Annotated in this window: 19 protein-coding genes and 1 pseudogene; 7 read left to right on the top strand and 13 right to left on the bottom strand. The window is 75.8% G+C overall.

Going from position 1 to position 25,193, the window contains the following annotated elements:
• Position 1: 1 nt before the first annotated feature.
• The 4 genes and pseudogenes from NP075_RS07970 to NP075_RS07955 form a co-directional block, all read right to left on the bottom strand.
• Positions 2-253, bottom strand: a pseudogene (locus tag NP075_RS07970) (thioredoxin family protein); the annotation flags it as partial.
• A 5-nt stretch (positions 254-258) separates the two neighbouring features.
• The gene (gene dapF, locus NP075_RS07965; protein WP_372456724.1) at positions 259-1,236 is read right to left on the bottom strand and encodes a diaminopimelate epimerase; all 978 of its coding nucleotides are present in this window, start codon (positions 1,234-1,236) and stop codon (positions 259-261) included.
• The gene (gene miaA / locus NP075_RS07960) at positions 1,233-2,189 is read right to left on the bottom strand and encodes a tRNA (adenosine(37)-N6)-dimethylallyltransferase MiaA (RefSeq protein WP_227565014.1); all 957 of its coding nucleotides are present in this window, start codon (positions 2,187-2,189) and stop codon (positions 1,233-1,235) included. Before miaA ends, dapF begins: the two co-directional genes overlap by 4 nt.
• The gene (locus tag NP075_RS07955) at positions 2,186-2,947 is read right to left on the bottom strand and encodes a class III extradiol ring-cleavage dioxygenase family protein (protein ID WP_227565015.1); all 762 of its coding nucleotides are present in this window, start codon (positions 2,945-2,947) and stop codon (positions 2,186-2,188) included. Before NP075_RS07955 ends, miaA begins: the two co-directional genes overlap by 4 nt.
• 77 nt (positions 2,948-3,024) lie before the next feature.
• On the opposite strand from NP075_RS07955, the gene NP075_RS07950 reads away from it, so the two are divergent.
• Positions 3,025-3,609 carry a type III secretion system chaperone family protein gene (locus tag NP075_RS07950; RefSeq protein ID WP_227565016.1) on the top strand — a complete coding sequence of 195 codons (585 nt, stop codon included), beginning with the start codon at positions 3,025-3,027 and terminating at the stop codon, positions 3,607-3,609.
• Positions 3,606-4,127, top strand: a complete 522-nt coding sequence (locus NP075_RS07945; protein WP_227565017.1) for a type III secretion system chaperone family protein — start codon at positions 3,606-3,608, stop codon at positions 4,125-4,127. Before NP075_RS07950 ends, NP075_RS07945 begins: the two co-directional genes overlap by 4 nt.
• 3 nt (positions 4,128-4,130) lie before the next feature.
• Here the strand turns inward: NP075_RS07945 and NP075_RS07940 are convergent, their stop codons facing one another.
• Positions 4,131-5,720: an aspartate:alanine exchanger family transporter gene (locus NP075_RS07940; protein ID WP_227565018.1), complete on the bottom strand. Its 1,590-nt coding sequence runs from the start codon at positions 5,718-5,720 to the stop codon at positions 4,131-4,133.
• Between the two features lie 140 nt (positions 5,721-5,860).
• Positions 5,861-7,474 carry a tRNA (N6-isopentenyl adenosine(37)-C2)-methylthiotransferase MiaB gene (miaB, locus tag NP075_RS07935; protein ID WP_227565019.1) on the bottom strand — a complete coding sequence of 538 codons (1,614 nt, stop codon included), beginning with the start codon at positions 7,472-7,474 and terminating at the stop codon, positions 5,861-5,863.
• A gap of 144 nt (positions 7,475-7,618) precedes the next feature.
• Between miaB and NP075_RS07930 the strand changes: the two genes are divergently transcribed.
• The 4 genes from NP075_RS07930 (at position 7,619) to NP075_RS07915 (ending at position 10,962) form a co-directional block, all read left to right on the top strand.
• Positions 7,619-8,413: an amino acid ABC transporter ATP-binding protein gene (locus NP075_RS07930; protein ID WP_284439920.1), complete on the top strand. Its 795-nt coding sequence runs from the start codon at positions 7,619-7,621 to the stop codon at positions 8,411-8,413.
• Positions 8,414-8,462: 49 nt separating this feature from the next.
• Complete coding sequence (locus NP075_RS07925; RefSeq protein ID WP_227565020.1) at positions 8,463-9,335, top strand: glutamate ABC transporter substrate-binding protein; 873 nt, start codon at positions 8,463-8,465, stop codon at positions 9,333-9,335.
• A 77-nt stretch (positions 9,336-9,412) separates the two neighbouring features.
• Complete coding sequence (locus NP075_RS07920; protein WP_227565021.1) at positions 9,413-10,102, top strand: amino acid ABC transporter permease; 690 nt, start codon at positions 9,413-9,415, stop codon at positions 10,100-10,102.
• Positions 10,099-10,962 (top strand): amino acid ABC transporter permease, encoded by an 864-nt coding sequence (locus NP075_RS07915; RefSeq protein WP_227565022.1) that lies wholly within the window; start codon positions 10,099-10,101, stop codon positions 10,960-10,962. The genes NP075_RS07920 and NP075_RS07915 overlap by 4 nt, the downstream gene beginning before the upstream one ends.
• A 20-nt stretch (positions 10,963-10,982) precedes the next feature.
• On the opposite strand, the gene rny is transcribed toward NP075_RS07915, so the two are convergent.
• The 7 genes from rny to NP075_RS07880 all read right to left on the bottom strand — a co-directional run bounded on the left by rny (position 10,983) and on the right by NP075_RS07880 (position 20,020).
• Positions 10,983-12,515, bottom strand: a complete 1,533-nt coding sequence (gene rny, locus NP075_RS07910) for a ribonuclease Y (protein ID WP_227565023.1) — start codon at positions 12,513-12,515, stop codon at positions 10,983-10,985.
• An 83-nt stretch (positions 12,516-12,598) separates the two neighbouring features.
• A complete protein-coding gene (locus NP075_RS07905; RefSeq protein ID WP_227565024.1) occupies positions 12,599-14,896 on the bottom strand; it encodes a DEAD/DEAH box helicase in 2,298 nt (765 codons plus the stop codon).
• Between the two features lie 45 nt (positions 14,897-14,941).
• On the bottom strand, positions 14,942-15,538 hold the full coding sequence (locus NP075_RS07900) for a regulatory protein RecX (protein WP_227565025.1): 597 nt from the start codon (positions 15,536-15,538) through the stop codon (positions 14,942-14,944).
• A gap of 5 nt (positions 15,539-15,543) precedes the next feature.
• Positions 15,544-16,581, bottom strand: coding sequence for a recombinase RecA (gene recA / locus NP075_RS07895; RefSeq protein ID WP_227565026.1), 1,038 nt, complete (start codon positions 16,579-16,581; stop codon positions 15,544-15,546).
• A gap of 217 nt (positions 16,582-16,798) precedes the next feature.
• Complete coding sequence (locus NP075_RS07890; protein WP_227565027.1) at positions 16,799-17,596, bottom strand: MBL fold metallo-hydrolase; 798 nt, start codon at positions 17,594-17,596, stop codon at positions 16,799-16,801.
• Positions 17,593-19,773: an alkaline phosphatase family protein gene (locus NP075_RS07885; RefSeq protein WP_227565028.1), complete on the bottom strand. Its 2,181-nt coding sequence runs from the start codon at positions 19,771-19,773 to the stop codon at positions 17,593-17,595. Before NP075_RS07885 ends, NP075_RS07890 begins: the two co-directional genes overlap by 4 nt.
• A 4-nt stretch (positions 19,774-19,777) precedes the next feature.
• Positions 19,778-20,020 carry a DUF3046 domain-containing protein gene (locus NP075_RS07880; RefSeq protein ID WP_227565029.1) on the bottom strand — a complete coding sequence of 81 codons (243 nt, stop codon included), beginning with the start codon at positions 20,018-20,020 and terminating at the stop codon, positions 19,778-19,780.
• Positions 20,021-20,085: 65 nt separating this feature from the next.
• Between NP075_RS07880 and NP075_RS07875 the strand changes: the two genes are divergently transcribed.
• Positions 20,086-25,176: an Lhr family ATP-dependent helicase gene (locus NP075_RS07875; protein WP_227565030.1), complete on the top strand. Its 5,091-nt coding sequence runs from the start codon at positions 20,086-20,088 to the stop codon at positions 25,174-25,176.
• Positions 25,177-25,193 lie beyond the last annotated feature (17 nt).

Raw genomic sequence — 25,193 nt, 5'->3', positions numbered from 1 at the left:
CCTCGGCTCGCAGCACGACGGCGCCGCTCGCGTCGAGCACCACGACCGTCGGCGTCGCGGTGACCTCGAGCGCCGCGGCCAGCGCGGGCGCGTCCGCGACGTCGACCTCGACGTGGCGCACCCCCGGCACCGCGCCGGCGACGCGGGCCAGGACGCGGCGGGCGGCACGGCACGGCGCGCAGAACGCGGTCGAGACCTGCAGGAGGGTCGCGCGCTCCCCCAGGGGCTCGCCGACGTCCGCGGGCGAGAGCACCGGGCTCACGCGGGCAGCGCGCCGAGGTCGACGGTCGCGTCCGCGACCAGCAGCGCCGGTCCCGCCAGGTCGGCGTGCCCGTCGGCGCGCAGCGTCACGCGCAGGGCGCCGCCCGGCACGTCGACGAGCCACACGTCGGGCGCCCCCGGACCGCCCCAGGCGCGCACGGCCGCGGCCGCGGCAACGGCACCGGTGCCGCACGACCGCGTCTCGCCGACTCCCCGCTCGTGCACGCGCATGCGGATCCGGCCGACCGGGGCGCCGTCCGGTCCGGTCACCTCGCCGAGCGGCACCACGAGCTCGACGTTGGTGCCGTCCTGCGGGACGGGCCGCACGCCGGGGGCGTGCGTCAGGTCGACACGCTCCAGGTCCGCCTCCTGCGCCAGCACCACGACGGTGTGCGGGTTGCCGACGTCGACGGACAGGCCGGGCCGGGTGACGGAGAGCCCCGGGACGTCGACCTCGGCGTCACCGCCGGCCGCGAGCGCCGCGTCGCCGCCGGGCAGGGCGACCGGTCCCATGTCGACCGAGTACCAGGAACCGTCGCCGACGGCGGGTGCCGTGGTCGTGACGGTGCGCACGCCCGCGCGGGTGCCGACGGCGAGCGGGCCGTCGGCCGGGTCCCACAGCCCGAGCCTCTGGGCGTAGCGCGCGAACACGCGCACGCCGTTGCCGCACATCTGCGCCACCGAGCCGTCGGCGTTGCGGTAGTCCATGAACCACGTGGTGCCGCGGGTGGCGTCGGGGGCGTCCGCCACGTGCTGCGTCGCGACCAGCCGGACCAGCCCGTCGCCACCCACGCCCGCGCGCCGGTCGCACAGCCGCTCCACCAGCGCGGGCGTCACGTCGAGCGCCCCGGCACGGTCGTCCACGAGCACGAAGTCGTTCTGCGTGCCGTGGCCCTTGGTCACCGCGAGCGTGACGGCACCCGCCGCGGCGTCCGCCGGGGGCGCGAGGGTGGACGGGATGCTCGGTGCGCTCACGACCCCAGGGTACGGCGCACCGGCCCGGCGACGTCGGGCGCCGGGAGCCGGCCCTCGTCGGCCGCGGCCACGAGGTCGAGCGCACGGGCGACGAGGTCCGGGTCCTGCGCGTCGAGCCAGTGCACGCGGGGGTCACGCCCGAACCAGCCCATCTGCTTGCGCGCGAGGCGGCGCGTCCCGGCGGCCGTCGCCGCGCGGGCCGCCGCCTCGTCGAGCTCACCGTGCAGCTGCGCCAGCGCCTGCGCGTAGCCGACGGCGCGCGACGCGGTGCGGCCCAGGCCGTGCGCCGCGAGCCCGCGGACCTCCTCGAGCAATCCGCCGTCCCACATCCGCGCCACGCGGGCCTCGATCCTCCGGTCCAGGACGCCACGGTCGCAGTCGAGCCCGATCTGCACCGCGGGCACCTCGTACTCGTGCCGCGGCAGGCTCGCGGAGTACGGGCGCCCGGTGAGGGCCACCACCTCCAGCGCACGCACGATGCGGCGGGCGTTACGCGGCCCGATGCTCTCCGCCGCGGCGGGGTCGACGGCGGCGAGCTCGGCGTGCAGCGCACGGGCACCCTGGGACTCGACGCGCTCCTCCAGCCGTGCGCGCACGTCGGGGTCGGTGCCGGGGAACTCCATGTGGTCGAGCAGCGCACGCACGTACAGTCCCGAGCCACCGACCGCGACGGCGCGCACCGCACGGCGCGCCAGATCGGCCAGGACGGCGCGCGCGAGCACCTGGTAGTCCGCGACCGACGCGTCCTCCCGCGGGTCGAGCACGTCGAGCAGGTGGTGCGGCACGCCGCGACGCTCCGCAGGCGCGAGCTTCGCGGTCCCCACGTCCATACCGCGGTAGAGCTGCATCGCGTCGGTGTTGACGATCTCCGCGCCGAGGGCCTGCGCCAGGTCGAGCGCGAGGTCCGACTTGCCCGTCGCGGTGGGCCCGACGACGGCGACGACGAGGCTCACGGCGCGACCACCCAGGTCACGGCGGCGTGCGCCGCGCCCCGCCACACCGTCGCGGACACCTGGGTCGCACTGCTGCCCACCGACCCGCCCGCGTCGAGCGCCCCGACGAGGACCTGCCAGGGCGCCCACCCCGTCACGCCGAGCTCGGCGGCCCGCGAGCGGTCGACCCCCGCCAGCGCGTCCCGCGCGACGGCACCACCGGTGCGCAGCGCCGCGACCCACGCGTCGTCGAACTCCTCCGCGCGCTCGTCCGCGGCCAGCGGCGCGCCCTCGCCGTGGCGTGCCGATCCCGAGCCGACCACGACGAACGCCGTCGGCGGCCCACCGGCCAGCGCCGCACCCGTCGCGCGCAGGGCGGCGGCCGGCCCGGGTGCGACCTCGACCACGTGCAGACCGACGGGCGCCACGCCCGCCGCGAGCGCGAGTCGCGCCCCCACGACGGCCGAGGTGCCCGGACCGCCGGCGGCCGCGGGTGGTCCGCCGGGCACCGCAGTCACCCGCACGTCCGGCACGGGGTCGGCCAGCAGCCGGTCCGGGACGCCCGCGGCCGCGGCGCCCAGGTGCAGGACGCCGGCCGGCGACCTGTCGGCCGGGCCGGGCGCGACCACCACCACCCGGGCGACACGCGTCACGGCCCCGGCCACGGCGGCCGCCGCGGACGCCCGCAGCGTCGCGAGCGCGGCGTCGTCCGGTCCACGGCCCCCGGCCCCGGGCAGCAGGAGCACGGTGTCCGGGACGAGGGCGGCGGCGACGAGCACGGCACGACGGTAACGCCCCCGGGCGCGACGCCCGCCCGCGCGGGCACGGCGTCGGGACCGCCAGGTAGGGTCGGCGCATGGGGTGGTTCCGTCAACGCGCACGCCGGTGGTGGTCCAGCGCACGCCAGGAGCCCGACGCCACCGTCACCTCGGTCGACGACGTCGAGCTGCACGACCGGGTCGCCGAGCTGCTGGTCCGTGAGCTCGGCACGGCCGAGCAGGCCAACACCTTCCCGACCGCGGTGTCACCGGCCCGGATCGCGTCGTGGATGTCCGAGAACCAGTTCTCGTACTTCATCGACAACGACGGCGACCTCGGCGGCCTGTGGCGCGGCCGGCTCTTCTACTTCTTCCTGTTCGGCGAGCAGGCGGAGATCCTGCAGGTGCGCGGCCAGTGGCACCGCGAGCTGGCCATCGAACGGCTCGAGGAGGTGCTCGACCTGTGCAACGAGTGGAACGCCGAGCGCATCTGGCCCAAGGCGTACGCACGCGTGCGTGACAACGGGCGCGTGCACGTCGTCGCCGAGGTGGCGACCGACCTCGAGCACGGGGCCACCGACGCCCAGCTCAGCCAGATCCTGTTCTGCGGCCTGTCGACCGGCAGCATGCTGTTCGACGCGCTGGACGAGCGCTACCCCGACCCGGCGGGAGCCGCACCGTGAGCGCGCCCGGGTGGCTCCTGCGTGTGCTCGGCGGGCTCCCCAAGCCGACCAAGACCCGACCGCTGGACGACGAGCCGCCGCGCCCCCTGACGCGCGACCGCGTCGCGGACTACCTGCTCGGGCGGGGGTACCGGTTCGTCGTGGACGACGACGGCGACCTCACCGGCACGTGGGACGGCAGCCGCTTCTGGTTCCTGCTCCTGGGCGACCAGCAGGAGATCCTGCAGGTCCGCGGCCGCTGGCACCGGTCCCTGCCGCTGGAGCAGCGTCGCTCGCTGGCCCTGGCGATCAACGACTGGAACCGCGAGCGGATCTGGCCCAAGGCGTACGTGCGCGAGGAGGAGGGCGTGCTCGCCGTCTACTCGGAGGTCTCGGCGGACCTCGAGCCGGGGGTCACCGACGTGCAGCTCGCGCAGCTCCTCGCGTGCGGCCTGGGGACGGGCGTGCAGCTGTTCTCCGCCCTCGACCCGGTCGTCCCCGCCGAGGGCACGCCGCCCCCCGACGTCCCCGACAACTGAGGGTCACAAGCCGCCGAGCACCTGCCCGAGGACGATCTTGGTGATCATGGCCGCCGGGTAGACCAGCGCGTAGCCGAGGGCGACGCGCGCGTCGTAGCCGGTGCGGCCGTTGGCGAACGCCAGGACGGCCGGCTGCGTCTGCGTGCCGCCGATGATGCCGGACAGCCTCGTCCCCCCGATGCGGAAGACGCGCCGCATCACGACGTACAGGCCCACGGCGACCACGGTCGTCACCAGCACACCCAGCACCAGGATGCGCAACCACGCGCCGGACGTGAACGCCGCACCGATCTGCGCGCCCGCGCGCGTGCCCGCCTGGGCCAGGAAGATGAGCAGCCCGAGCTCCGCGATCGCCTGCGCCGCCGTGTACGGCATCGCCGTGACGATCGGCCCGATGCGCCCCAGCCGCCCGAGCACGAGGCCCACCACGAGCGTCCCGGCCGCGGACCCGATCGAGAACACGCGGCCGGGCACGGGGAACGCCACCGCACCGAGCAGGATCCCCGCGGTCATGCCCAGACCCAGCAGGATCGGCGTGATGTTCGACAGCCCGCGCGAGGAGTCGCCGAACCACGTCGACACCTCCGCCATGCGCTCCCGCGGTGCGATGACGCGCACGCGGTCACCGAGCTGCAGCTGGAAGTCGTCCGTCGCGACGACGTCCACGTCCCCGCGCCGCACGCGCGAGATCGTCGCGCCGAACCGGTGCAGCAGGTCGAGCTCCGCGATCGTGTGCCCGGCCGCGCGCTCGGCCGACACCGTCACCCGGCGCATGTCGAGGTACATCCGGTCGGCCTCGAGCCGGTGCGACGACGTGTGCCCGAGCTCGCGCGTGACGGCCTCGACGTCCTCCGAGGGCCCGACGACGGTGACGAGGTCGTCGAGCACGAGCAGGTCGGTGTCGTCGGCCGTGCGGATCGGTGACTCCTCGCCGTGCCGGACGCGGGAGAACTTGATGCGGTCGCCGTGGCGCTCCTCGAGGTGGCGGATGCTGGGCGTGTCGGCCGCCTCCACACGCACCGTCCGCGTGACGAGGGTCGGCGGCGCGTCGGTGTCGCTGTCCCGGTGGCGCAGCGCGGCCGAGACGGCGACGAGCATCCCGACGACCCCGAACAGGTACGTCACCGCGTACCCGATGGTCGGGGCGGTCGCGTCGCCCGCCGCGTCGCGCGCGGCGGCCAGCGCCGGCGTGTTCGTCACCGCGCCGGCCCACGCACCCGCGACGACGGGCGCGTCGAGGCCCAGCAGGCGCCCCGCGCCGACGGCCACGAGCGCGCTGACCAGCAGGACGCCCGCCACGGCCAGGATCGGCGCCAGGCTGCGGCGCAGCGAGGAGAAGAACGTCGCCCCCGACACGAGGCCGACGCAGAACGTGAACAGCGTCAGGCCGAGGGTGCCCAGGGCCTCGGTGATCTCGAGGTCGATCCCGTAGGACGCGGCCCACGCGGACAGCGCGATCGCGAGGAACAGCACGGCCGCGGCCCCGAGCCCGACGCCGCGGACCTTGACGTGCCCGACGAGGGAGCCGACGCCGATGACGACGAACAGCAGCAGCACGGGCTGCTGGGCGAGGAACAGGAAGACCTCGGACATGGCGGACTCCACGAAGGGTGCGAGACGGCGACGGTGCCGCGCTCATTGAAGACCCGGGCCCGCCGTGCGACGTGGTCCCTAGGGCCCGGGTGCCCACCACCACGCTACGTCGTGGCCCGGGCGGGCACCGGCGGGAGCCGTCAGACCGACGGGCGGCCGAGGGTCGGCAGGCCGAGCACCACCGGGCCGGCGGGGGCGGGCGCGGCCGTGCCGCAGCCGCCGCCGGTGCCGTGCGTGTGCTCCTCGCGGCCCTCCGCGCGCGCCTGCCAGGCGTCGCCCGCGCGGGTGCGTCGCACCCGGAACGTCCCGCCGGGCGCCAGCGCCGAGTCGGCGACGAGGTGGTGCGGCGCCCCGTGCGTGACCTCCACCGTGACGAGGTCGCCGGGCCGGGGCGCGCCGTCGGCGCCGAGGCCTGCCGGCAGCGACAGGTGCACCAGGCGGTTGTCCTGCGCGCGACCCGAGATGCGGGCCGTCGCGCCGTCCTTGCGGCCCTCGCCCTGCGCGACGAGCACGTCGACCGTCCGGCCGACCTGTGCCGCGTTCTCCTCCGCGGAGATGCGCTCCTGCAGCGCCACCAGGCGCTCGTAGCGCTCCTGCACGACGGCCTTGGGCAGCTGGTCGGGCAGGTCGGCGGCCGGCGTCCCGGGACGGGGCGAGTACTGGAAGGTGAACGCCGACGAGAACCGCGAGCGCTCGACGACGTCGAGCGTCTGCGCGAAGTCCTCCTCCGTCTCGCCCGGGAACCCCACGATGACGTCCGTCGTGATGGCGGCGTGCGGGATCGCGGCGCGCACGCGGTCGAGGATCCCGAGGAACCGCTCGGCGCGGTACGACCGGCGCATGGCGCGCAGCACCCGGTCGGACCCCGACTGCAGCGGCATGTGCAGCTGCGGCATCACCGTCGGCGTCTCGGCCATGGCGGCGATGACGTCGTCCGTGAACGCCGCCGGGTGGGGCGACGTGAAGCGCACGCGCTCGAGCCCGGGGACCGCGCCGACCGCACGCAGCAGCTTGCCGAACGCGTGGCGGTCGCCGAAGCCCACGCCGTAGGAGTTGACGTTCTGCCCGAGCAGCGTGACCTCGATCGCACCCGTCGCGACGAGCGCCTCGACCTCGGCCAGGATCTCGCCCGGCCGCCGGTCGCGCTCCTTGCCGCGCAGGTGGGGCACGATGCAGAACGTGCAGGTGTTGTTGCACCCCACCGAGATCGACACCCAGCCGGCGTACACCGACTCGCGGCGGGTCGGCAGCGTGCTCGGGAAGACCTGCAGCGACTCCGCGATCTCGACCTGGGCGGCGGCGTTGTGCCGTGCACGCTCCAGGAGCGTCGGCAGCACGTCGAGGTTGTGGGTGCCGAAGACGACGTCGACCCACGGTGCCCGCTCGACGATCCCGGCACGGTCCTTCTGGGCCAGGCAGCCGCCGACGGCGATCTGCATGCCCCCCGGCCGCGACCGCTTGGTGCTCGCGAGCCGGCCCAGGTTGCCGTAGAGCTTGTCGGCGGCGTTCTCCCGCACCGCGCACGTGTTGATGACGAGGACGTCGACGTCCTCCGCCGCCGCCTGCGCCGGCGCGGCCGGCACGTAGCCGGCCTGCTCGAGCATGCCGGCCATGTGCTCCGAGTCGTGCACGTTCATCTGGCACCCGAGCGTCTTGACCAGGTACGTGCGCGCGCGCCCGCCCTCGAGGAGGTCGGTGTCGGTCGCGGGGCCCGGGACGTGCGTGCGTGCCGGGGCGGGCAGGGTCGTGGACATCGTTCCCCAGCGTACGACGCCGTCCGCGGCGCCCCGGCCCGGCCGTCCGCGCGCGGAGCCCGGGACGATCCGTGTGAACAGGCTGTTACTGGACCGTGACGTGCATCGATGGCGTCCGCAACATCCCACCCGTAGGTTCGAGCAATGGCCGACAGCATGACCGACGAGCGACCGCCCGTGGACCCGGCGGCACGCCCGACCGGCGAACCGCTCATCGTCCTGGAGCACGTGGACAAGCACTTCGGTGCGCTGCACGTGCTGCGGGACGTCGACCTGACCGTGCACCGGGGCGAGGTCGTGGTGGTGATCGGGCCGTCCGGGTCCGGCAAGTCGACGCTCTGCCGCACCATCAACCGGCTCGAGACCATCGACTCGGGCACGATCACGTTCGACGGCAAGCCGCTGCCCTCCGAGGGTCGCGAGCTCGCCCGCCTGCGCGCCGACGTGGGCATGGTGTTCCAGTCCTTCAACCTGTTCGCGCACCGCACCGTCCTGGAGAACGTGACGATCGGGCAGATCAAGGCCAAGGGCGTCCGCCCCGCGCAGGCGAAGGCGGACGCGATGGAGCTGCTGGAGCGCGTCGGCGTGGCCGACCAGGCCGCGAAGCGCCCCGCCCAGCTCTCGGGCGGTCAGCAGCAGCGCGTGGCGATCGCACGCGCCCTGGCGATGAAGCCCCAGGCGATGCTGTTCGACGAGCCGACGTCGGCGCTCGACCCCGAGATGATCAACGAGGTGCTCGACGTGATGGTCGGCCTCGCGCACGACGGCATGACGATGATCGTCGTCACGCACGAGATGGGCTTCGCCCGCCGCGCGGCGCACCGCGTGGTGTTCATGGACGCCGGACAGGTCGTCGAGGACGCCGACCCCGAGACGTTCTTCACCGCGCCGCGCAGCGAGCGCGCCCAGGACTTCCTCTCGAAGATCCTCACCCACTGACGGCAGCACCCCGGACTGATCCCACGAAGCACGACGAAGGGAAGCACACATGCGTGCACCACGACTGGCGATCGCCCTCACGGCGGTGGCCGCGCTCACGCTCGGCGCCTGCGCAGGCGGGGGTGACGAGCCCGAGGAGACCGCCGGCGCCGGCGGCGCGGCCACCGGTGACGAGACGGCCGGGGCCGAGGGCACCCTGCGGATCGGCATCAAGTTCGACCAGCCCGGCCTGGGGTACCAGGACGGCAGCGACTACACCGGCTTCGACGTCGCCGTCGCGACCTACGTCGCGGACAAGCTCGGGTACGGCGAGGAGCAGATCGAGTGGGTGCAGGCCCCGTCCGCGCAGCGCGAGACGATGCTGCAGAACGGCCAGGTCGACATGATCTTCGCGACCTACTCGATCACCGACAAGCGCAAGGAGGTCGTGGCCTTCGCCGGCCCGTACTTCGTCGCCGGGCAGGACCTGCTCGTCGCGGCCGACGACGACTCGATCTCCGGCCCCGAGGACCTCGAGGGCAAGAACCTGTGCTCGGTGACCGGCTCGACGTCCGCGCAGCGGATCAAGGACGAGTACGCCGCGGGCACCGAGCTGCTGGAGCAGCCGGGCTACGCCGAGTGCGTCACCGCGCTCGTCGCCGGCACCGTGGACGCCGTGACGACCGACGACATCATCCTCGCCGGCCTGGCGTCCGTCGCCGCCAACGAGGGCAAGGTGAAGGTCGTCGGCAACCCGTTCTCGGAGGAGAACTACGGTGTCGGCCTGGCCAAGGACAGCGACTTCTGCGAGGACGTGAACGCCGCGATCACCGAGATGATCGAGGACGGCTCGTGGCAGTCCGCCCTGGACGACAACGTGGGCGCGTCGGGCTACCAGCCCAACGAGGAGCTGAACCCGCCGACCGTCGAGGCGTGCGCCTGACCTTCGTCTGACGCCATCCCGGGGCCGGCCCGCCGCAGCGGTCCGGCCCCGGGCCCGCTCACCTCCCGGGAGGTCCGGTGGACGAGGGCTACCTCGACCAGTTCGTGTCCCTGTTCGACGAGTTCGACGTGCTCGCGGCGTTCTGGGTGAACATCCAGCTGACGCTGTACGCCGGCGTCATCGCGCTCGTCGTCGGCACCGTGCTCGCCGTCATGCGGATCTCGCCGGTACCGAGCCTGCGCTGGGCCGGCACGACGTACGTGACGCTGCTGCGCAACACGCCCCTGACGATCATCATCGTGTTCTGCGTGCTCGGCCTGTGGGGCCAGCTGGGCATCACGCTCTCGAGCGACTTCCAGACCAACTTCTTCCGGCTCGCCGTCCTGGGACTCGCGGCGTACCACGCGGCGTTCGTCTGCGAGGCGCTGCGCTCCGGCGTCAACACCGTGCCGGTCGGGCAGTCGGAGGCCGCCCGGGCGATCGGACTGGGCTTCTGGCCGGCAGCACGGCTGATCATCCTGCCGCAGGCGTTCCGCGGCGCGGTCGCGCCGCTGGGGAACGTGCTCATCGCCCTCATCAAGAACTCCACCGTGGCCGCGGCCGGCTCGGTGGCCGAGACGTCCGGACTGATGAGGACCATGATCGAGTTCCGCCCCGACGTCATCTTCGCGATCTTCCTGACGTTCGCGCTCGGCTACGTGATCATCGTCGTCCCCGTCGGGATCGCGACGACCTCGCTCTCGCGGCGGCTGGCGGTGGCCCGATGACCCAGTCCGTCCTGTTCGACGTCCCCGGCCCTCGCACGCGGCGACGGATGATGGTGGTCAACATCGTGGCCGCCGTCGTCGTCGCCGGCATCGGGGCCTGGGTCCTCGTGCTGCTCGACCGCAAGGGCCAGCTCGACGCGGCCCTGTGGCGGCCGTTCCTCCAGCCCGGCACGTGGACGGACTACCTGCTGCCGGGGCTGCGGGACACCCTGCGGGCCGCCGGGCTGGCGATCGTCGCATCGGCCGTGCTCGGCCTCGTGCTGGGCCTCGGCCGGCTGTCCGGCTCCCGGGTCGTGAGGTGGCTGGCGGGGACCGTCGTCGAGTTCTTCCGCGCGGTGCCCGTGCTGCTGATGATGATCTTCTTCTACGCGGGCATCTCGCAGCTGCGCGTCGTCGAGCCGCGCGACGTGCCGCTGCTGGCCGTCGTGCTCGGCCTGACGCTCTACAACGGGTCGGTGTTCGCCGAGCTGGTGCGGTCGGGCGTCCACAACCTCCCCCGCGGGCAGCGCGAGGCCGCCCTCGCGGTCGGTCTGCGGCCGGCGCAGTCGCTGCGGATCGTCGAGATCCCCCAGGCCCTGATCGCGATGCTCCCCGCGATCGCCAGCCAGCTCGTCGTGATCCTCAAGGACACCGCCCTCGGCGCGATCATCACCTACCCCGAGCTGCTCGACGCGGCACGCCGGTTCGGCTCCGGGAACGGCAACATCCTGCAGGCGCTGCTCGTGGCCGCCGTGGTCTTCATCGTCATCAACTACGCGCTCACGGCGCTGGCCGAGCGCCTCGCGTCCCGCGTCGGCCGGCTGACCGCCGGGACGGCGAAGGCCGAGGCACCGGCGCTGGCGGCGACGATCGACCAGTAGCGGCCCGGCGAGCGCGGCCGTCAGCCCGCGGTCGCGCTCGCCCGCAGCTCGCGCACCACGGTCACGCGGATCTCACCGGGGTACGTCAGGTCCGCCTCGATGTGCTTGGCGATCGCCGACGCCAGCTGGGGCAGCGCGTGGTCGTCGACCTCGTCCGGCTCGACCACGACGCGGACCTCCCTGCCGGCGGCCATCGCGAGGGCGCGACGGACACCGCGGAAGCCCGTGACGAGGGCCTCGAGCTCACCCATGCGCTCGACGTACTGGTCGATCTCCTGGCGGCGGGCACCCGGCCGGGCCGCGGACACGGCGTCCGCGGCCTGCACCAGGACCGCCTCCACCGTCTCGGCCGGCACCTCGTCGTGGTGGGCGGCGATGGCGTTGACGACCGCGTCCGACTCCCCCGCCCGGCGCGCGAGATCCGCACCCACGGCCGCGTGAGGGCCGGCGACCTGCCCGGTGAGGGCCTTGCCGAGGTCGTGCAGGAACGCCCCGCGGCGGGCCACGGCGACGTCGGCGCCCACCTCGCTCGCGATCGCTGCGGCGATCTGCGCGCTCTCGACGAGGTGCTCCAGGACGTTCTGGCCGTACGACGACCGCAGCCGCAACCGGCCCATCGTGCGCACGAGGTCCGGGTGCAGGCGGTCGACGCCCGCACGCTCGGCCGCGTCGTGCCCGGCCGCGTCGTGGCGGTCGTCCGCGCCGGCAACCGCTTCGGCGTACGCCGCCTCGATGCGCTGGGGGTGGATGCGCCCGTCCGACATCAGGGTCTCGAGCGTCACCTCGGCGAGCTCGCGCCGCTCGGCGTCGAAGCACGACAGGACGACGGTGTCGGGCGTCTCGTCGACGAGCACGTTGACGCCGGTGAGCGCCTCGAAGTGCCGGATGTTGCGCCCCTCCTTGCCGATGATGCGGCCCTTCATCTCGTCCGACGGCAGCGGCAGGATCGTGACGGCGGCCTGGGCGCTGGTCGGCACCGCGACGCGCTGCACCGCGGTGGACACGATCCGCCGCGCACGGGCCTCCGCCGTCCGACGGGCCTGGGCCTCGACGCGACGCACCTGCGCCGCGGCGGCGGCGGCGGCCTCGTCGCCGATGCGGCGCGTCAGCTCCGCCAGCGCCTCGTCCTGCGTGATGCCGCTGACGGACTCCAGCTCGGCGCGCGCCTGGGCCCGGGCGTCGGCGAGCCGTTCGTTGGCCGCGCGGTCGGCGTCCGCGACCGTGCGCGCCGCGACGCGCTCGGCCTTGTCGAGCTCGCGGGCCGCGACCCGGCGGGCCTCCGCGAGCGCCTCGGCCTCGGCGCGGGCGCGCCGTTCGAGGTCGGCCGTCGCGGCACGCTCGGCGGCGAGCTCGCGCTCCCGGTCGGCGACGCGGCGCTCGCGGCGCTCGGCGTCGGCCAGCATCGCGCGCGCCTCGTCCCGGATCCGCGCGACGTCCTCGCTGGCCCGACGGCGATGCTGGTCGGCCTCACGGCGTGCGGTCAGCACCAGGATGAGGGCGACCAGGCATGCACCGAGCAGCCCGACGACCGTAGCGAACGCAGCCGGCTCCACGGCACCTCCTCGACGTGACGCCCGTGCGGGCGTCCGGCCCATTGTCACTGCTCGACGGGCCGGCGCCGCACCGCCGCGCCAGGTCAGGCCTCCAGGACCTCCGACGGGGCGTCCCACAGGGGCCCGCGGCCCCACTGCGCCTGCTCCCAGGCGACGACGTCCCGTGCCAGGTCCGCCTGCGTCACGTCGACGGCCCGGACCGTCTGCTCCGCGAGCAGCGAGTCGCGCACGTACGTGTCGAACTCGAGCGCCTTGTCCGCGAGCAGCGCCACGAGCCGCTCGTCGACCGTGCCCTCGGCGAGGAGGCGGTGCGCGGTCACGGGCCGCAGCTGGCCCATGCGGTGCAGACGCGCGAACGCCTGCGCCTCGGCCGCGGGGGTCAGCTGCGGCTCGCAGAGGACCGCCACCGAGGCGCACTGCAGGTTCAGCCCCACCCCCCCGGCCTGGACCTGGGCGACGAGCACCGCACCGACCGACGCGTCGAGCGCCGCGAGCTCGTCGACCATCTCCTGGCGCCGCTGCGGCGGGACGTCACCCGTCAGAGGGCCGACGACCGTGGCACCCCCGTGCCGCACGAGCGCGTCGGCGACGACGTCCAGCACGTCCCGGAACCACGAGAACACGACGACCCGCCGCCCGTGCGCCCGCGCGTCGGCGACGATCTCCAGCAGCCGGCCGAGCTTGCCCGAGGTGGGGTGCCCGTCGCGCACCGACGCGACCCTGCGCATCGTCATGAGGTCGCCGGTGGACACCGCCGCGCGGTAGGCCCGCTGACCCTCCCCCGTCAGCTCCTCCCACTCGTCCACGACGGTCAGGGCGGGCAGCTCCACCAGCACGTCGTCGCGGTCACGCCGCAGGTACACCGGCGCCACGGCGCGGCGGAACGCGTCACGGCCGGCCAGCCCGAGATGACGCGGCAGACCTGCTGCGAGGTCCGGCTGCACGAGGCGCACCAGCTCGACGAAGTCGCCGACGCGGTTCTCCATCGGCGTGCCCGTCAGCAGCGCCACGCGCGCGGTGCGGGCCGCCCAGGCCCGGACCTCACGGGCCCGCGCGGTGCGCGGGTTCTTCACCAGGTGCGCCTCGTCGACGACGAGCATGCCGAGCGCACCGGCGGTGATGCCGGGCACAGCGTCGCCGCCCGGCCCCGACGACACCGGAGCGGACGCCGGGCACTCGAGCGCCGGTACGTGGCGCAGCGACCCGTACGTGGCCACGGCGACGCCGCCGTCCCGCAGCCACCGCTCCCCCGCGGCGGCCGCGTCGGGCCCGTGCACGCGGACCGGCGTCAGCGTCGAGTGGCGCTCGATCTCGCGCTGCCACGTCACCAGGACGCTCGCCGGGCACACCACGAGCAGGTGGGTGGCGCCCTGCGCGGTGACGTGCGCCATCGCGGCGATCGCCTGCACGGTCTTGCCGAGCCCCATCTCGTCGCCGAGCAGCGCGCGGCCCTGGTGCAGCAGGAACCGGGCACCGAAGTCCTGGTAGCCGCGCAGGCGCACCCGCAGCGCAGCGGTGTCGAGCGGGTGGTCGGCCACCTGGGCGGCCAGGTCGGCCGCCAGGAGACCCCGCTCGACGACCAGGTCGATCGCGGCGGGCACGAGGCGCAGGAGCTCGGTCGTGTACGTGGCGGGGCGGGACTCGACGTCGTCCCACAGGACGCCCTGCGTCGGGTCGGGCTCCGCGCACGCGGCGGCGAGGTGCTCGACGACAGCGCCCAGGCCGGTGCGCTCCGCCCAGGCATCGGCCTCGGCCAGCACGCCCAGCGCGTGCCGCGCGGCGCGCCGGGTGGCGGGCCGGGCGAGCACGTGCCGCCACCGGCGGCGGGTGGGCGCGGCGACCGGTGCGAACGCCTCGACGGTCCGCACGTGGTCGACGAGCGCCTGCCGGTGGGGCTCGACCAGCGGGTGCAGCCGCAGCGAGCGTGCCAGCAGCGCGAGCAGCTGCGTGGTCGCCAGGACGTCGGGTGCGCCGTCGGGCCGGTCGAGGCGCAGGCGCGGCGCGGTCACCTCCCGCGCGACGTCCGCGAGCTGCTCGACGGCGGCCGCCGCGGCCCGGGCCGTGTGCGGCCCGACGCCGGGGACCTGCTCCAGCGCGTCGGCGGGCACCCCGATGAGGTCGGCGGCCACGCGGTAGCCGGCGTCCTCGAGCCTGCCGAGGCGCAGGTTGCGGTCCGTCGCGTCCCCGATCCTGGCGACGGGGACGAGCGCGAGCTCGGCGCGCACGCGCTGCTCGCGGTCGCGCGCCACCGTGTCGGCGATGCGCAGCACGGTGCCGTCCAGGTGGTCCAGGACGTCCCTGGCCGTGCGCGCCAGCGCCGTGGTGCGGTCCAGCAGCGCGCGCGCCGGCGCACCGACCTGCGGCACCAGGGGTTCGTCCACGCCGGGATGATCGCACGCGCGTCGACCGGGGCCGGGTCGCCGTGCCTACGCGTCGAGGTCGCCCGCGTCGCCCAGGTCGGCGTCGGCGCCCTCGGCCGCGAGCTCCTCACGCACGAGGCGCGCGACGAGGCCGGCGGGGTACCCCTTGCGTCCGAGCGCCCCGTACGTCCTGCGGATGCGCACCTCGGTCGCGAGGGCGGCCGTCGAACGCAGGCGCCGGCGCACCAGCTCGCGGGCGGCCTTCTCCTCGTCCGCGTCGTCGACGTCCGCCAGCGCGACCGCCGCCGTCTCGTCGTCGATGCCCTTGCGGCGCAGCTCGACGCCGAGCGCCCGGCGCGACAGACCGCGCTCGGCGTGACGCGACCGCACGAGGATCCGCGCGTACTCCTGGTCGTCGACGAGCCCGACCTCGGTGAAGCGGTCGAGCACACGGGTGGAGACGTCGTCGGGGACGTCTCGCCGCGCGAGCGCGTCCGCGAGCTGCGCACGCGACTGCGGAGCGCCCGTCAGACGCCGGAGCACGATCGCTCGCGCGACCGACTCGGGGTCGGGTTCGGCGTCCTGCGCGGCGGCGCCGACGTCCGGCGGCTCAGGAGCCGGCCGGCCGCGGCGCCCCGCGGACCGGCCGGTGAGCTCCCCCACGCCGATCAGAAGTCGACGGCGACCGGTGCGTCCGCCGGCGCGTCGACCTTCGCCCCGATGCCGAGCTTCTCCTTGATCTTCTTGTCGAGCTCGTTGGCCAGGTCCGGGTTGTCGCGCAGGAACTTGCGCGCGTTCTCCTTGCCCTGACCGAGCTGGTCGCCCTCGTACGTGAACCACGCACCGGACTTGCGCACGAAGCCGTGCTCCACGCCCATGTCGATGAGCGAGCCCTCGCGGGAGATGCCGACGCCGTAGAGGATGTCGAACTCGGCCTGCTTGAACGGCGGGGCCATCTTGTTCTTCACGACCTTGACGCGCGTGCGGTTGCCGACCGCCTCGGTGCCCTCCTTGAGGGTCTCGATGCGCCGGATGTCCAGGCGGACCGACGCGTAGAACTTCAGCGCCTTGCCACCCGTGGTGGTCTCGGGGCTGCCGAAGAAGACACCGATCTTCTCGCGCAGCTGGTTGATGAAGATCGCCGTCGTCCCCGACGAGTTGAGCGCACCGGTGATCTTGCGCAGCGCCTGCGACATGAGCCGCGCCTGCAGACCGACGTGCGAGTCGCCCATCTCGCCCTCGATCTCGGCCTTGGGCACGAGAGCGGCCACGGAGTCGATGACGATGATGTCGATCGCGCCCGAGCGGATCAGCGTGTCCATGATCTCGAGGGCCTGCTCACCGGTGTCGGGCTGCGACACGAGCAGCGCGTCGGTGTCGACGCCGAGCTTCTTGGCGTACTCGGGGTCGAGCGCGTGCTCGGCGTCGATGAAGGCCGCGATGCCGCCGGCCTTCTGCGCGTTGGCGACCGCGTGCAGCGCGACCGTCGTCTTGCCGGAGGACTCCGGCCCGTACACCTCGACGACGCGGCCGCGGGGCAGGCCGCCGATGCCGAGCGCGATGTCGAGCGCGATGGAGCCCGTGGGGATCACCTCGACGGGCGCACGGGTCTCGTCGCCGAGGCGCATGACCGACCCCTTGCCGAACTGGCGGTCGATCTGGCTGAGTGCGGCCTCAAGGGCCTTGGCGCGGTCCGGAGCGGGCATGGTCCACCTCGTCGTCTCGTGCAGCGTGGGTGCTGCTCCTGCGGGGGCTGGTCGTGTCGCGGCGACGCTATGCCCGACCACCGACATCCGGCCGGACCGCCCGCTCACCCGTGGACCGGCTCGTCGCCGGGCGGGCTGTGGTCGGCTCGACCGTGTCACCGGGCACCACGTTACCCGAACACGTGTTCGACGAGGGCCGCCGACACGCCGCGCGTCGTCACCGCCCGGTCGGACGTGGCCCGGGCACGGCGGGACTCACCTCGGTCGCCTCCCCCGGCGCCAGGACGCAGGGCCGCACGCCCGGTGCCACGCGCTGGACCGCGGCCGCGAACGCGCGCCCCGCCCGGTCCATCCACCCCGGCGGCAGCCCGCGCGAGGCGGGCGCGTGCAGCGTGCCCCAGTGGACCGGCACGGCGACACGCGCCCCGACCAGCGCGCACGCGCGCGCCGCCTCGACAGGGTCCAGGTGCCCGCCCGACAGCCGCGGACCCCACCCCCCGACCGGCACCAGGGCCAGGTCGACGGGCGCCCCGGCGAGCTCGGGCACACGGGCCAGCCCGGGGAACGGCCCGGTGTCCCCCGCGAACCACACCGTGAGCCCGCCGCCGCGCACCACGAACCCCGTCGCGGCGTTCGGGCGGTGCGGCATGGGCCGGTGCCCGTGCACCGCCGGCACGGTGCGCACGCGCACCTCGCGCCCGACGGCGCCCCAGTGCCCCTCCGCCAGGGCCACGCCGTCCAGCCCGTGCGCGGTGAGCCAGTGCGCGCTCGACGGCGCGGCGAGCACCGGCACCGGCCCGAGCATCCGCAGCGACCCCAGCTCGGCGTGGTCGTGGTGCAGGTGCGAGACGAGCGCGGCGTCCGCGCCGCGCCAGTCCGAGGGCCGCGGCGCCTGCCCGCCCCGCCGGCGCAGCAGACCGGCGTGGCGGCGGAGCAACGGGTCGGTGACGAGCCGCACGTCGGCCACGTCCAGCACGACCGTCGCGTGGCCCAGCCACCGCACGCGCACGCTCACCCGACCTCCCGCACCGACGTGCGTGCCGCGGGCGCACGCACCCCCCGCTCGACCTGCCACGCCACCAGCTGGGCGTGCACGGCGTCCGGGCCGACGAGCAGCCGCAGCCCGTCGACGTCCTCGCACCGCGCGTCGTCCACCGCCAGGTCCGCCGGGTGCAGCAGGAACGCCAGGTTCTGCGCGCCGCCCAGGCCGCCGTGCGACCCGACCTGCCCCTCGAACGCGTGCACCTGGTCGCGCGGGCCCACCGCGGACACGAGCAGCAGGTCGCCCGTGTGGGGCAGCCGTGCCGCCCGCGCGAGGTCCGCCGCGGCGCGCGCCGGGTACGCCGCAAGCGGGTCGTCGCCCTCGACGGCGTCGTCGTCGGCCTCCAGCAGCCGCAGCCCCGACGCGCCGACGGCCACCAGGCCGCGTGAGCGGGTGTCGACCACGACGACGCCGACGGCCGGACGGGCGGCCAGGCCGGACACCAGACCGGGCCACCTGACCTGCAGGTCCTCGAGCACGAGGCGCTCGGCGGCGTCCGGGAACCACACCAGGCCCAGGTTCCCGGAGCCGACGACGACCACGTCCGGGGCGCCCTGCCCGCCGTCCGGCGCACGTCCCGCCCGGCCGTGCTCGCGGAGCCGCGGGCCGTCCTCACGCCGTCCGCGTCCGTGGCGGCGGTCCCCCGCACCGGCGTCGGGCCCGAGCACGACGGGGTCGCCGCCGCGGCCCAGCACACCGGCGAGCAGCGCGTTGACCGGTCCCCACGCCTCCCCGTCCGAGCTCTCGAGCCCTGCCACGCCCGGCTCGGCCATGAGCGCCCGCACGGTCTCCAGCAGCGACCGACCCTCCACCTGCTCGAACGTGGCACCGAGCGTCTGGCCGTGGTCGGAGAGCACCACGAGGTCGTACCGGCGCGGCGCACCCCGGGCGACCTCCTCGAGGATGCGCAGCACCTGGTCCAGCCCCTCGAGCGAGCGCAGCGCCTCGGGCCGGGTCGGCCCGGCGTGGTGCGCGACCTCGTCGTAGTCGACGAGGTCGACGAACACCGTGGGGTCGCCCCGGACGAGCGCGTCGGCCACGAGCGCCGTCGCCAGGTCCCGCAGCAGCACGTTGGTCACCGCTCGCAGCACGACGTACCACCCGCCGCGGGACACGCGCGGCTGCACGTCGTACACGACCTGGCGGCGCGCCTGGTACAGCTCCTTGAGGATCTCCCCGGCCGTGACCGTCACGGCGCGCGCGAGCACGAACGGCCGGGCGAAGAACCGCGCGTAGGCAGGGCCGGGACCCAGGCCGTGCCGGGACCCCCGGCTCATCACGAGGTACGACGCGGCCGCGTCGCCGGAGAAGATCGTCGCCACCGCCGTCCCGCCCCCGGACAGCAGCCCGGCGCCGTCGCTCAGGCGCTCCTCGACCAGCGCCGCGTCGTCCGGGCGGTTCGTCACCACGAGACGACCCAGGCCGCGGTCCCACCAGCGGAAGGCGGGGATCTGGTCGGCGGCGCCGTGCAGCAGACCCGCCTGCGCCGCGGGCGTCGTCGACGGGACCGTCGCCCACCACGTGTCGACACGGTGGCTGCCCGACTCGAGCCAGCGCTGCATGGTCGGGACCAGGCCCGCGTCGACGGCCTGGTGGAGCACGGGCGCGCTGACCCCGTCGAGCTGCACGACCAGCAGCCCGGGCGGACGGGGCCCGCCGGCAGCTGAACCGCTGCCGCGCGCGTGACGCCGCGCGCGGCGCACGACGTCGGCGACGACGTACGCGTTGTCGCTCGACCCCCACAGCCAGCGCCCCACCGCCATGACGGCCGACGTGAGCAGCAGCACCCACAGCACCGACCAGCCGGACGCCACGGTCACGCCGGGCGCGACGAGCAGCGCCACCCAGGCGACGAGGACCTGCGCAGCCAGCCCCGCGACGAGCGCGCCGGCGGCCCCCGCGGCGGTGGCGAGCAGCCGCAGCGGGGCGCGCAGCACGAGGTCGCCGACGCCCACCGCGAGCGCCGCCAGCAGCACGCCCCACGGCGAGGACGCGCTCACGCCGTCGACCACCGCGATCGCGATCCCCAGCCCGAGGGCCGTCACGACGAGCGAGAAGAACGCGTCGGTCAGGTCGGCCGTGCGTGGCAGCCAGCGGGCGCGCGCCGGCGGGACCGACGCAGCACCCGGACCCCCCCGCCCGCCGGTCACCCCGTCAGCGCCCCGCGTTCCGCGGTGGCGCCTGGCGGTGCGCGTCGGTGCCCCAGCGCGCGGACTCGGGGACACCGAGCGCGTCGCACAGCGCGTGCCACACGACGCGCGGCTCGACGCCGTCCGCGAGCGCCGCCGCACCGGTGCGGTCACCCAGCGCGCCCAGCACGAGCTCGGACAGCAGCAGCCTGCCCTCGACGGGCCCCAGCACGTCGTCCACCACCTGGGTCAACTCACGGTGTCTCACACCCCCAGCCTGCCACCGGCCGGCCGGACCGCGCGCCTGTCGGTCCTGGCCGACACAATGGCCCGGTGGTGCTCGACCGGTTCTCGGAGCCGACCCGTACGTGGTTCACGGGCGCCTTCGACGCGCCCACGGCGGCGCAGACCGGCGCGTGGGAGGCGGTCGCGGGCGGTGACCACGCCCTGGTGGTGGCACCCACGGGGTCCGGCAAGACCCTGGCGGCCTTCCTGTGGGCGCTGGACGGGCTGCTGACGGGCGAGCAGCCGGCCGACCGCGCGCAACGCTGCCGCGTCCTGTACGTGTCCCCGCTCAAGGCGCTCGCCACCGACGTGGAGCGCAACCTCCGCTCGCCGCTCGTGGGGATCCGGCAGGCGGCGACGCGCCTGCGCAGGACCCTGCCGGACGTGACCGTCGGCATCCGGACGGGCGACACGCCGCCCGCCGAGCGGCGCGCCTTCGCCACGACGCCGCCCGACGTCCTCATCACGACGCCCGAGTCGCTCTACCTCGTCCTGACGTCCGGCGCGCGCCGTGGCCTGGCGGGCGTGCGCACGGTGATCGTCGACGAGATCCACGCCGTGGCGGGCACGAAGCGCGGCGCGCACCTCGCCGTCAGCCTCGAGCGGCTCGACGCGCTCCTGGAGGCGCAGGGCGGTCCGGGACCGGCGCAGCGCATCGGGCTCTCGGCGACCGTCCGTCCCGTCGACGCGGTCGCGGGCTTCCTGGGCGGTGCTCGCGCACGCGAGGACGGCGGCCGGCCCGTGGTCGTCGTGCAGCCGCCGTCGCAGAAGGTCATCGAGGTCGAGGTCGTCGTGCCGGTGCCGGACCTCGGGGACCTGGCGTCGGCGGCACGCGCGGGTGCCGACGCCGGGCCGGGGGCCGCCGGCCGGTACGGCGGGCCCGGGATCGACCCGGACCTCGCGGGGTTCGGCGCACCCGCGCCCGGGACCGCACCGGCCGCACCGGGCGACGCACCGCCGCGCGCGTCGATCTGGCCGCACGTCGAGGAGCGGGTCGTCGACCTCGTCGCCGCCCACCGCTCGACGCTGGTCTTCACCAACTCCCGCCGCGGCGCCGAGCGCCTGACGGCCCGCATCAACGAGGTGTGGGCCGAGAGGCAGGGCGAGGACGTGCCCGACCCGGGCGCGGTGCGCGCTGCGGCGGCACCCGGGCAGTCCGGGACGTCGGCGGGCGTCGACACGCGTGACGCCGGGACCATCGTGGCCCGCGCGCACCACGGGTCCATGAGCCGCGCGGAGCGCACGCGCACCGAGTCCGAGCTCAAGGCGGGCCGCCTGCCCGCGGTGGTCGCGACGAGCTCGCTGGAGCTCGGCATCGACATGGGCGCGCTCGACCTCGTCGTCCAGGTGGGTGCCCCGCCGTCGGTCGCGAGCGGCCTGCAGCGCGTCGGGCGGGCCGGGCACCAGGTCGGTGCCGTCTCGCGCGGGGTGGTGTTCCCCACGTACCGCGGCGAGCTCGTGCCCGCCGCCGTGACGGCGCAGCGCATGCGCACGGGCGAGCTCGAGGCCCTGGCGGTCCCGTCCAACCCGCTGGACGTGCTCGCGCAGCAGGTCGTCGCCATGGTGGCGGTCGACGACTGGCAGGTCGACGACCTCGCGCGCGTCGTGCGCCGGTCGGCACCGTTCGCGACGCTCGGCGACGGGACCCTGCGCGCCGTCCTCGACATGCTCGCCGGCCGCTACCCGTCGGAGGACTTCGCCGAGCTGCGTCCGCGGGTGGTGTGGGACCGCGTCACCGACGTCCTGTCGGGTCGACCGGGCGCGCTGCGGCTGGCCGTGACGAGCGGCGGCACCATCCCCGACCGCGGGCTGTTCGGCGTGTTCCTGGCGGGCGGCGGGGAGACGAGCGACGTGGCCGCCGACGCCGAGCGCACCGGCGGCCGGGTGCGCGGGGGCAAGCGGGTCGGCGAGCTCGACGAGGAGATGGTCTACGAGTCGCGTGTCGGTGACACGTTCACCCTGGGGTCGAGCACGTGGCGCATCCAGGACATCACGCCGGACCGCGTGCTGGTGACCCCGGCGCCGGGTGTGCCCGGGCGACTGCCGTTCTGGAAGGGCGACGCGCCGGGGCGGCCCGCCGAGCTGGGCCGTGCCGTGGGCGCCTGGGTGCGGGAGGTCGGCGCGCTGCCGGACGCCGCGGCGCGCGCACGCGTCGAGGCGGCCGGGCTCGACGCGTGGGCGGCCGACAACCTCCTGGCGTACCTGCGCGAGCAGCTGGAGGCCACCGGTCAGCTGCCGAGCGACACGGTGGTGGTGGTCGAGCGGTTCCGGGACGAGCTGGGTGACTGGCGCATCGTGCTGCACTCGCCGTACGGCGCCCGCGTCCACGCGCCGTGGGCGCTCGTGCTGGCGGCGCGCCTGCGGGAGCGGTACGGGGTCGACGCCGCGGCGATGCACGCCGACGACGGCATCGTGCTGCGGCTCCCCGACGTCCTCGACGGCGCCGCCGACGAGGCGTGGGGCGACGACGCCGGTCACGGTGACGGCGGGCCGCGGCTGACGCTGGAGGACCTCCTGCTCGACCCGGACGAGGTGCTGGCGTCGGTCCGCGACGAGCTCGGGAGCTCGGCGATGTTCGCGGCACGGTTCCGCGAGGCGGCGGGGCGCGCGCTGCTGCTCCCGCGCCGCCGCCCGGACCGCCGCCAGCCGCTGTGGCAGCAGCGCCAGCGCGCGGCCCAGCTGCTCGAGGTCGCGGCGCGCTACCCGGACTTCCCGATCCTGCTGGAGGCCGTGCGCGAGTGCCTGCAGGACGACTTCGACACCGAGGCGCTCGTCGGGCTCATGCGCGACGTCGGCACGGGCCGCGTGCGCGTCGTCGAGGTCACCACCCCGCACCCGTCACCCTTCGCCCAGTCCCTGCTGTTCGGCTACACCGCGCAGTTCCTCTACGAGGGTGACGCGCCGCTGGCCGAGCGCCGTGCCGCCGCCCTGACGCTCGACCCGACCCTCCTCGCCGAGCTGCTGGGCACCGGCGGGGAGTCGCAGCTGGCCGACCTGCTGGACCCCGAGGCGGTGGAGCGCACGGAGGCCGAGCTGGCCGGCACGGCGCCCGACCGGCAGGCCGGCTCGATCGAGCAGGTCGCCGACGTGCTGCGCCGCCAGGGGCCGCTGACGGCCGACGAGGTCGCGGCGCGCACACGTCCCGAGGTCCGGGACGACGTGCCCGCCTGGCTCGACGAGCTCGCGGCCGCGCGCCGCGCGATCCGCGTCCGGATCAGCGGTCTGCCGGCCGACCGCGCCGAGCAGTGGGCGGCCGTCGAGGACGCCGGACGCCTGCGCGACGCCCTCGGGGTCGCGCTGCCCGTCGGCGTGCCGGAGGTCTTCACCGAGGTCCTGCCGGATCCCCTGGCCGACCTGCTGCGACGCCACGCGCGCACGCACGGCCCGTTCCCGGCGGCCCGCGCCGCGGCGCGGTTCGGCCTCGGGATCGCGGTCGTCACCGAGGTGCTGCGGCGGCTCGAGGCCTCGGGCGTGCTCGTGCAGGGCCGGTTGCGTCCGGACGTGCTGGGCGGAACGGGCGACGAGTTCTGCGACGCCGACGTGCTGCGCCGCCTGCGCCAGCGCTCCCTGGCGGCGCTGCGCGCCCAGGTCGAGCCGGTCGACCCGCAGTCCCTCGGCGTCTTCCTGCCGCAGTGGCAGGGCGTGCAGCCGGTGGGCAGGCGGCCCACCGGCCTGCGCGGGGTCGACGCGGTGGCACGCGCCGTCGAGCAGCTCGCGGGCTTCGCGGTCCCGGCGTCGGCGCTCGAGACGCACGTGCTGCCCGCACGCGTGCCCGACTACGTGCCGGCGATGCTCGACGAGCTGACCGCCGCGGGCGAGGTGCTGTGGGCGGGTCACGCGCCGCTCGCCGGGCACGACGGCCTGGTGTCCCTGCACCCGACAGCCGTCGCGGACCTCACGCTCGCGCCGGTGCCGGACCTCGACGAGCCCGACGCCCCCGCGAGCGACCGGACGCACCGCGCGGTCCTCGGTGCCCTCGAGGGGGGCGGGGCCTGGTTCCTGCCCGCACTCGTCGAGCGCGTGGCCGCCGTGTGGCTCGACGACGACGCGCCGCCCGACGCCCCCGCCGTGCTCGCCGCGCTGTGGGACCTGGTGTGGGCGGGCCGGGTGACGAACGACGGCCTCGGCCCGCTGCGGACGTGGCTCGCGGGAGGCTCCACCGCGCACCGCACGCGCAGCGCACCCGCCCGCGGCCGCCCGTTGCGTCCCCGCCTGGGTCTGCGGGCCGGCACGCGGGTCGGCCCGACCGTCGGAGTCCGGGACGGTGCCGGGGCCAGGGCGACCGGCTCCGCGGCCGGCGCGGGGGCCGGGCGCTGGTCCCTGCTGCCGGCACGTGAGCCGGACGTGACCGTGCGCGCGCACGCCCTGGCGGCGCAGCTGCTCGACCGGCACGGCGTGCTGACGCGCGCGGTGGCGCCCGCCGAGGGGGTCGCCGGCCGGTTCGCCGCCGTGTACCGCGTGCTGACCGCGCTCGAGCAGTCGGGGCAGGTGCGCCGCGGCTACTTCGTCGAGCGACTGGGCGGCTCGCAGTTCGCGCTGCCCGGTGCCGTCGACCGGCTCCGCACCGACGCGGAGGTCGTCGAGCGCGCCCGGCAGCGCGCCGCCGACCGGCGGGACGCCGCCCCTGCGAGCGGTCCCCGGCTCCCGTGGCAGGACGTACCGCCACCCGCCTGGGGCGCTCCGTCCGGGCCGCGCGCGTGGACGCCCGGCGCACCGGAGCCGCGCGCGTCGCGGGAGGACGCACCGTGGGCCGTCGTCCTGGCCGCCACGGACCCCGCCAACCCGTACGGTGCGGCGCTCGCGTGGCCCGACGCACCGGACGGGCGGGACGGCGCCCGGCACCGCCCGGGGCGCAAGGCCGGCGCGCTCGTGACGCTCGTCGACGGTGCCCTGGTGCTCTACCTCGAGCGCGGCGGGCGCACGCTCCTGACGTTCACCGACGACACGACGACGCTCGCGGTCGCCGCCGAGGCGCTCGCCGTGACGGCGCGCGCGCGGCGCACGGGCAGGCTCACGGTCGAGCGGATCGACGGCGCGCAGGTCCTCTCGGCCGACGTGCTCGGCTCGCCGGCGGCGGTCGCGCTGGCCGCGGCCGGCTTCCTGACGACCCCGCGCGGCCTGCGGCTGCAGGCGTCGTGACGACGGACGGGAGCCGG

The organism is Cellulomonas wangsupingiae (assembly GCF_024508275.1).
Lineage (GTDB): Bacteria > Actinomycetota > Actinomycetes > Actinomycetales > Cellulomonadaceae > Cellulomonas > Cellulomonas wangsupingiae.
Note: the sequence above shows the minus strand (reverse complement) of the source record. Positions and strands in the feature narration are given on the sequence as shown.

Bases quoted from the DNA above. Each gene is read 5' to 3' on its own strand.
- NP075_RS07950 (WP_227565016.1), top strand. From the start codon at position 3,025: ATGGGGTGGTTCCGTCAACGCGCACGCCGGTGGTGGTCCAGCGCACGC.
- NP075_RS07940 (WP_227565018.1), bottom strand. From the start codon at position 5,720: ATGTCCGAGGTCTTCCTGTTCCTCGCCCAGCAGCCCGTGCTGCTGCTG.
- miaB (WP_227565019.1), bottom strand. From the start codon at position 7,474: ATGTCCACGACCCTGCCCGCCCCGGCACGCACGCACGTCCCGGGCCCC.
- NP075_RS07930 (WP_284439920.1), top strand. From the start codon at position 7,619: ATGGCCGACAGCATGACCGACGAGCGACCGCCCGTGGACCCGGCGGCA.
- NP075_RS07925 (WP_227565020.1), top strand. From the start codon at position 8,463: ATGCGTGCACCACGACTGGCGATCGCCCTCACGGCGGTGGCCGCGCTC.
- NP075_RS07915 (WP_227565022.1), top strand. From the start codon at position 10,099: ATGACCCAGTCCGTCCTGTTCGACGTCCCCGGCCCTCGCACGCGGCGA.
- recA (WP_227565026.1), bottom strand. From the start codon at position 16,581: ATGCCCGCTCCGGACCGCGCCAAGGCCCTTGAGGCCGCACTCAGCCAG.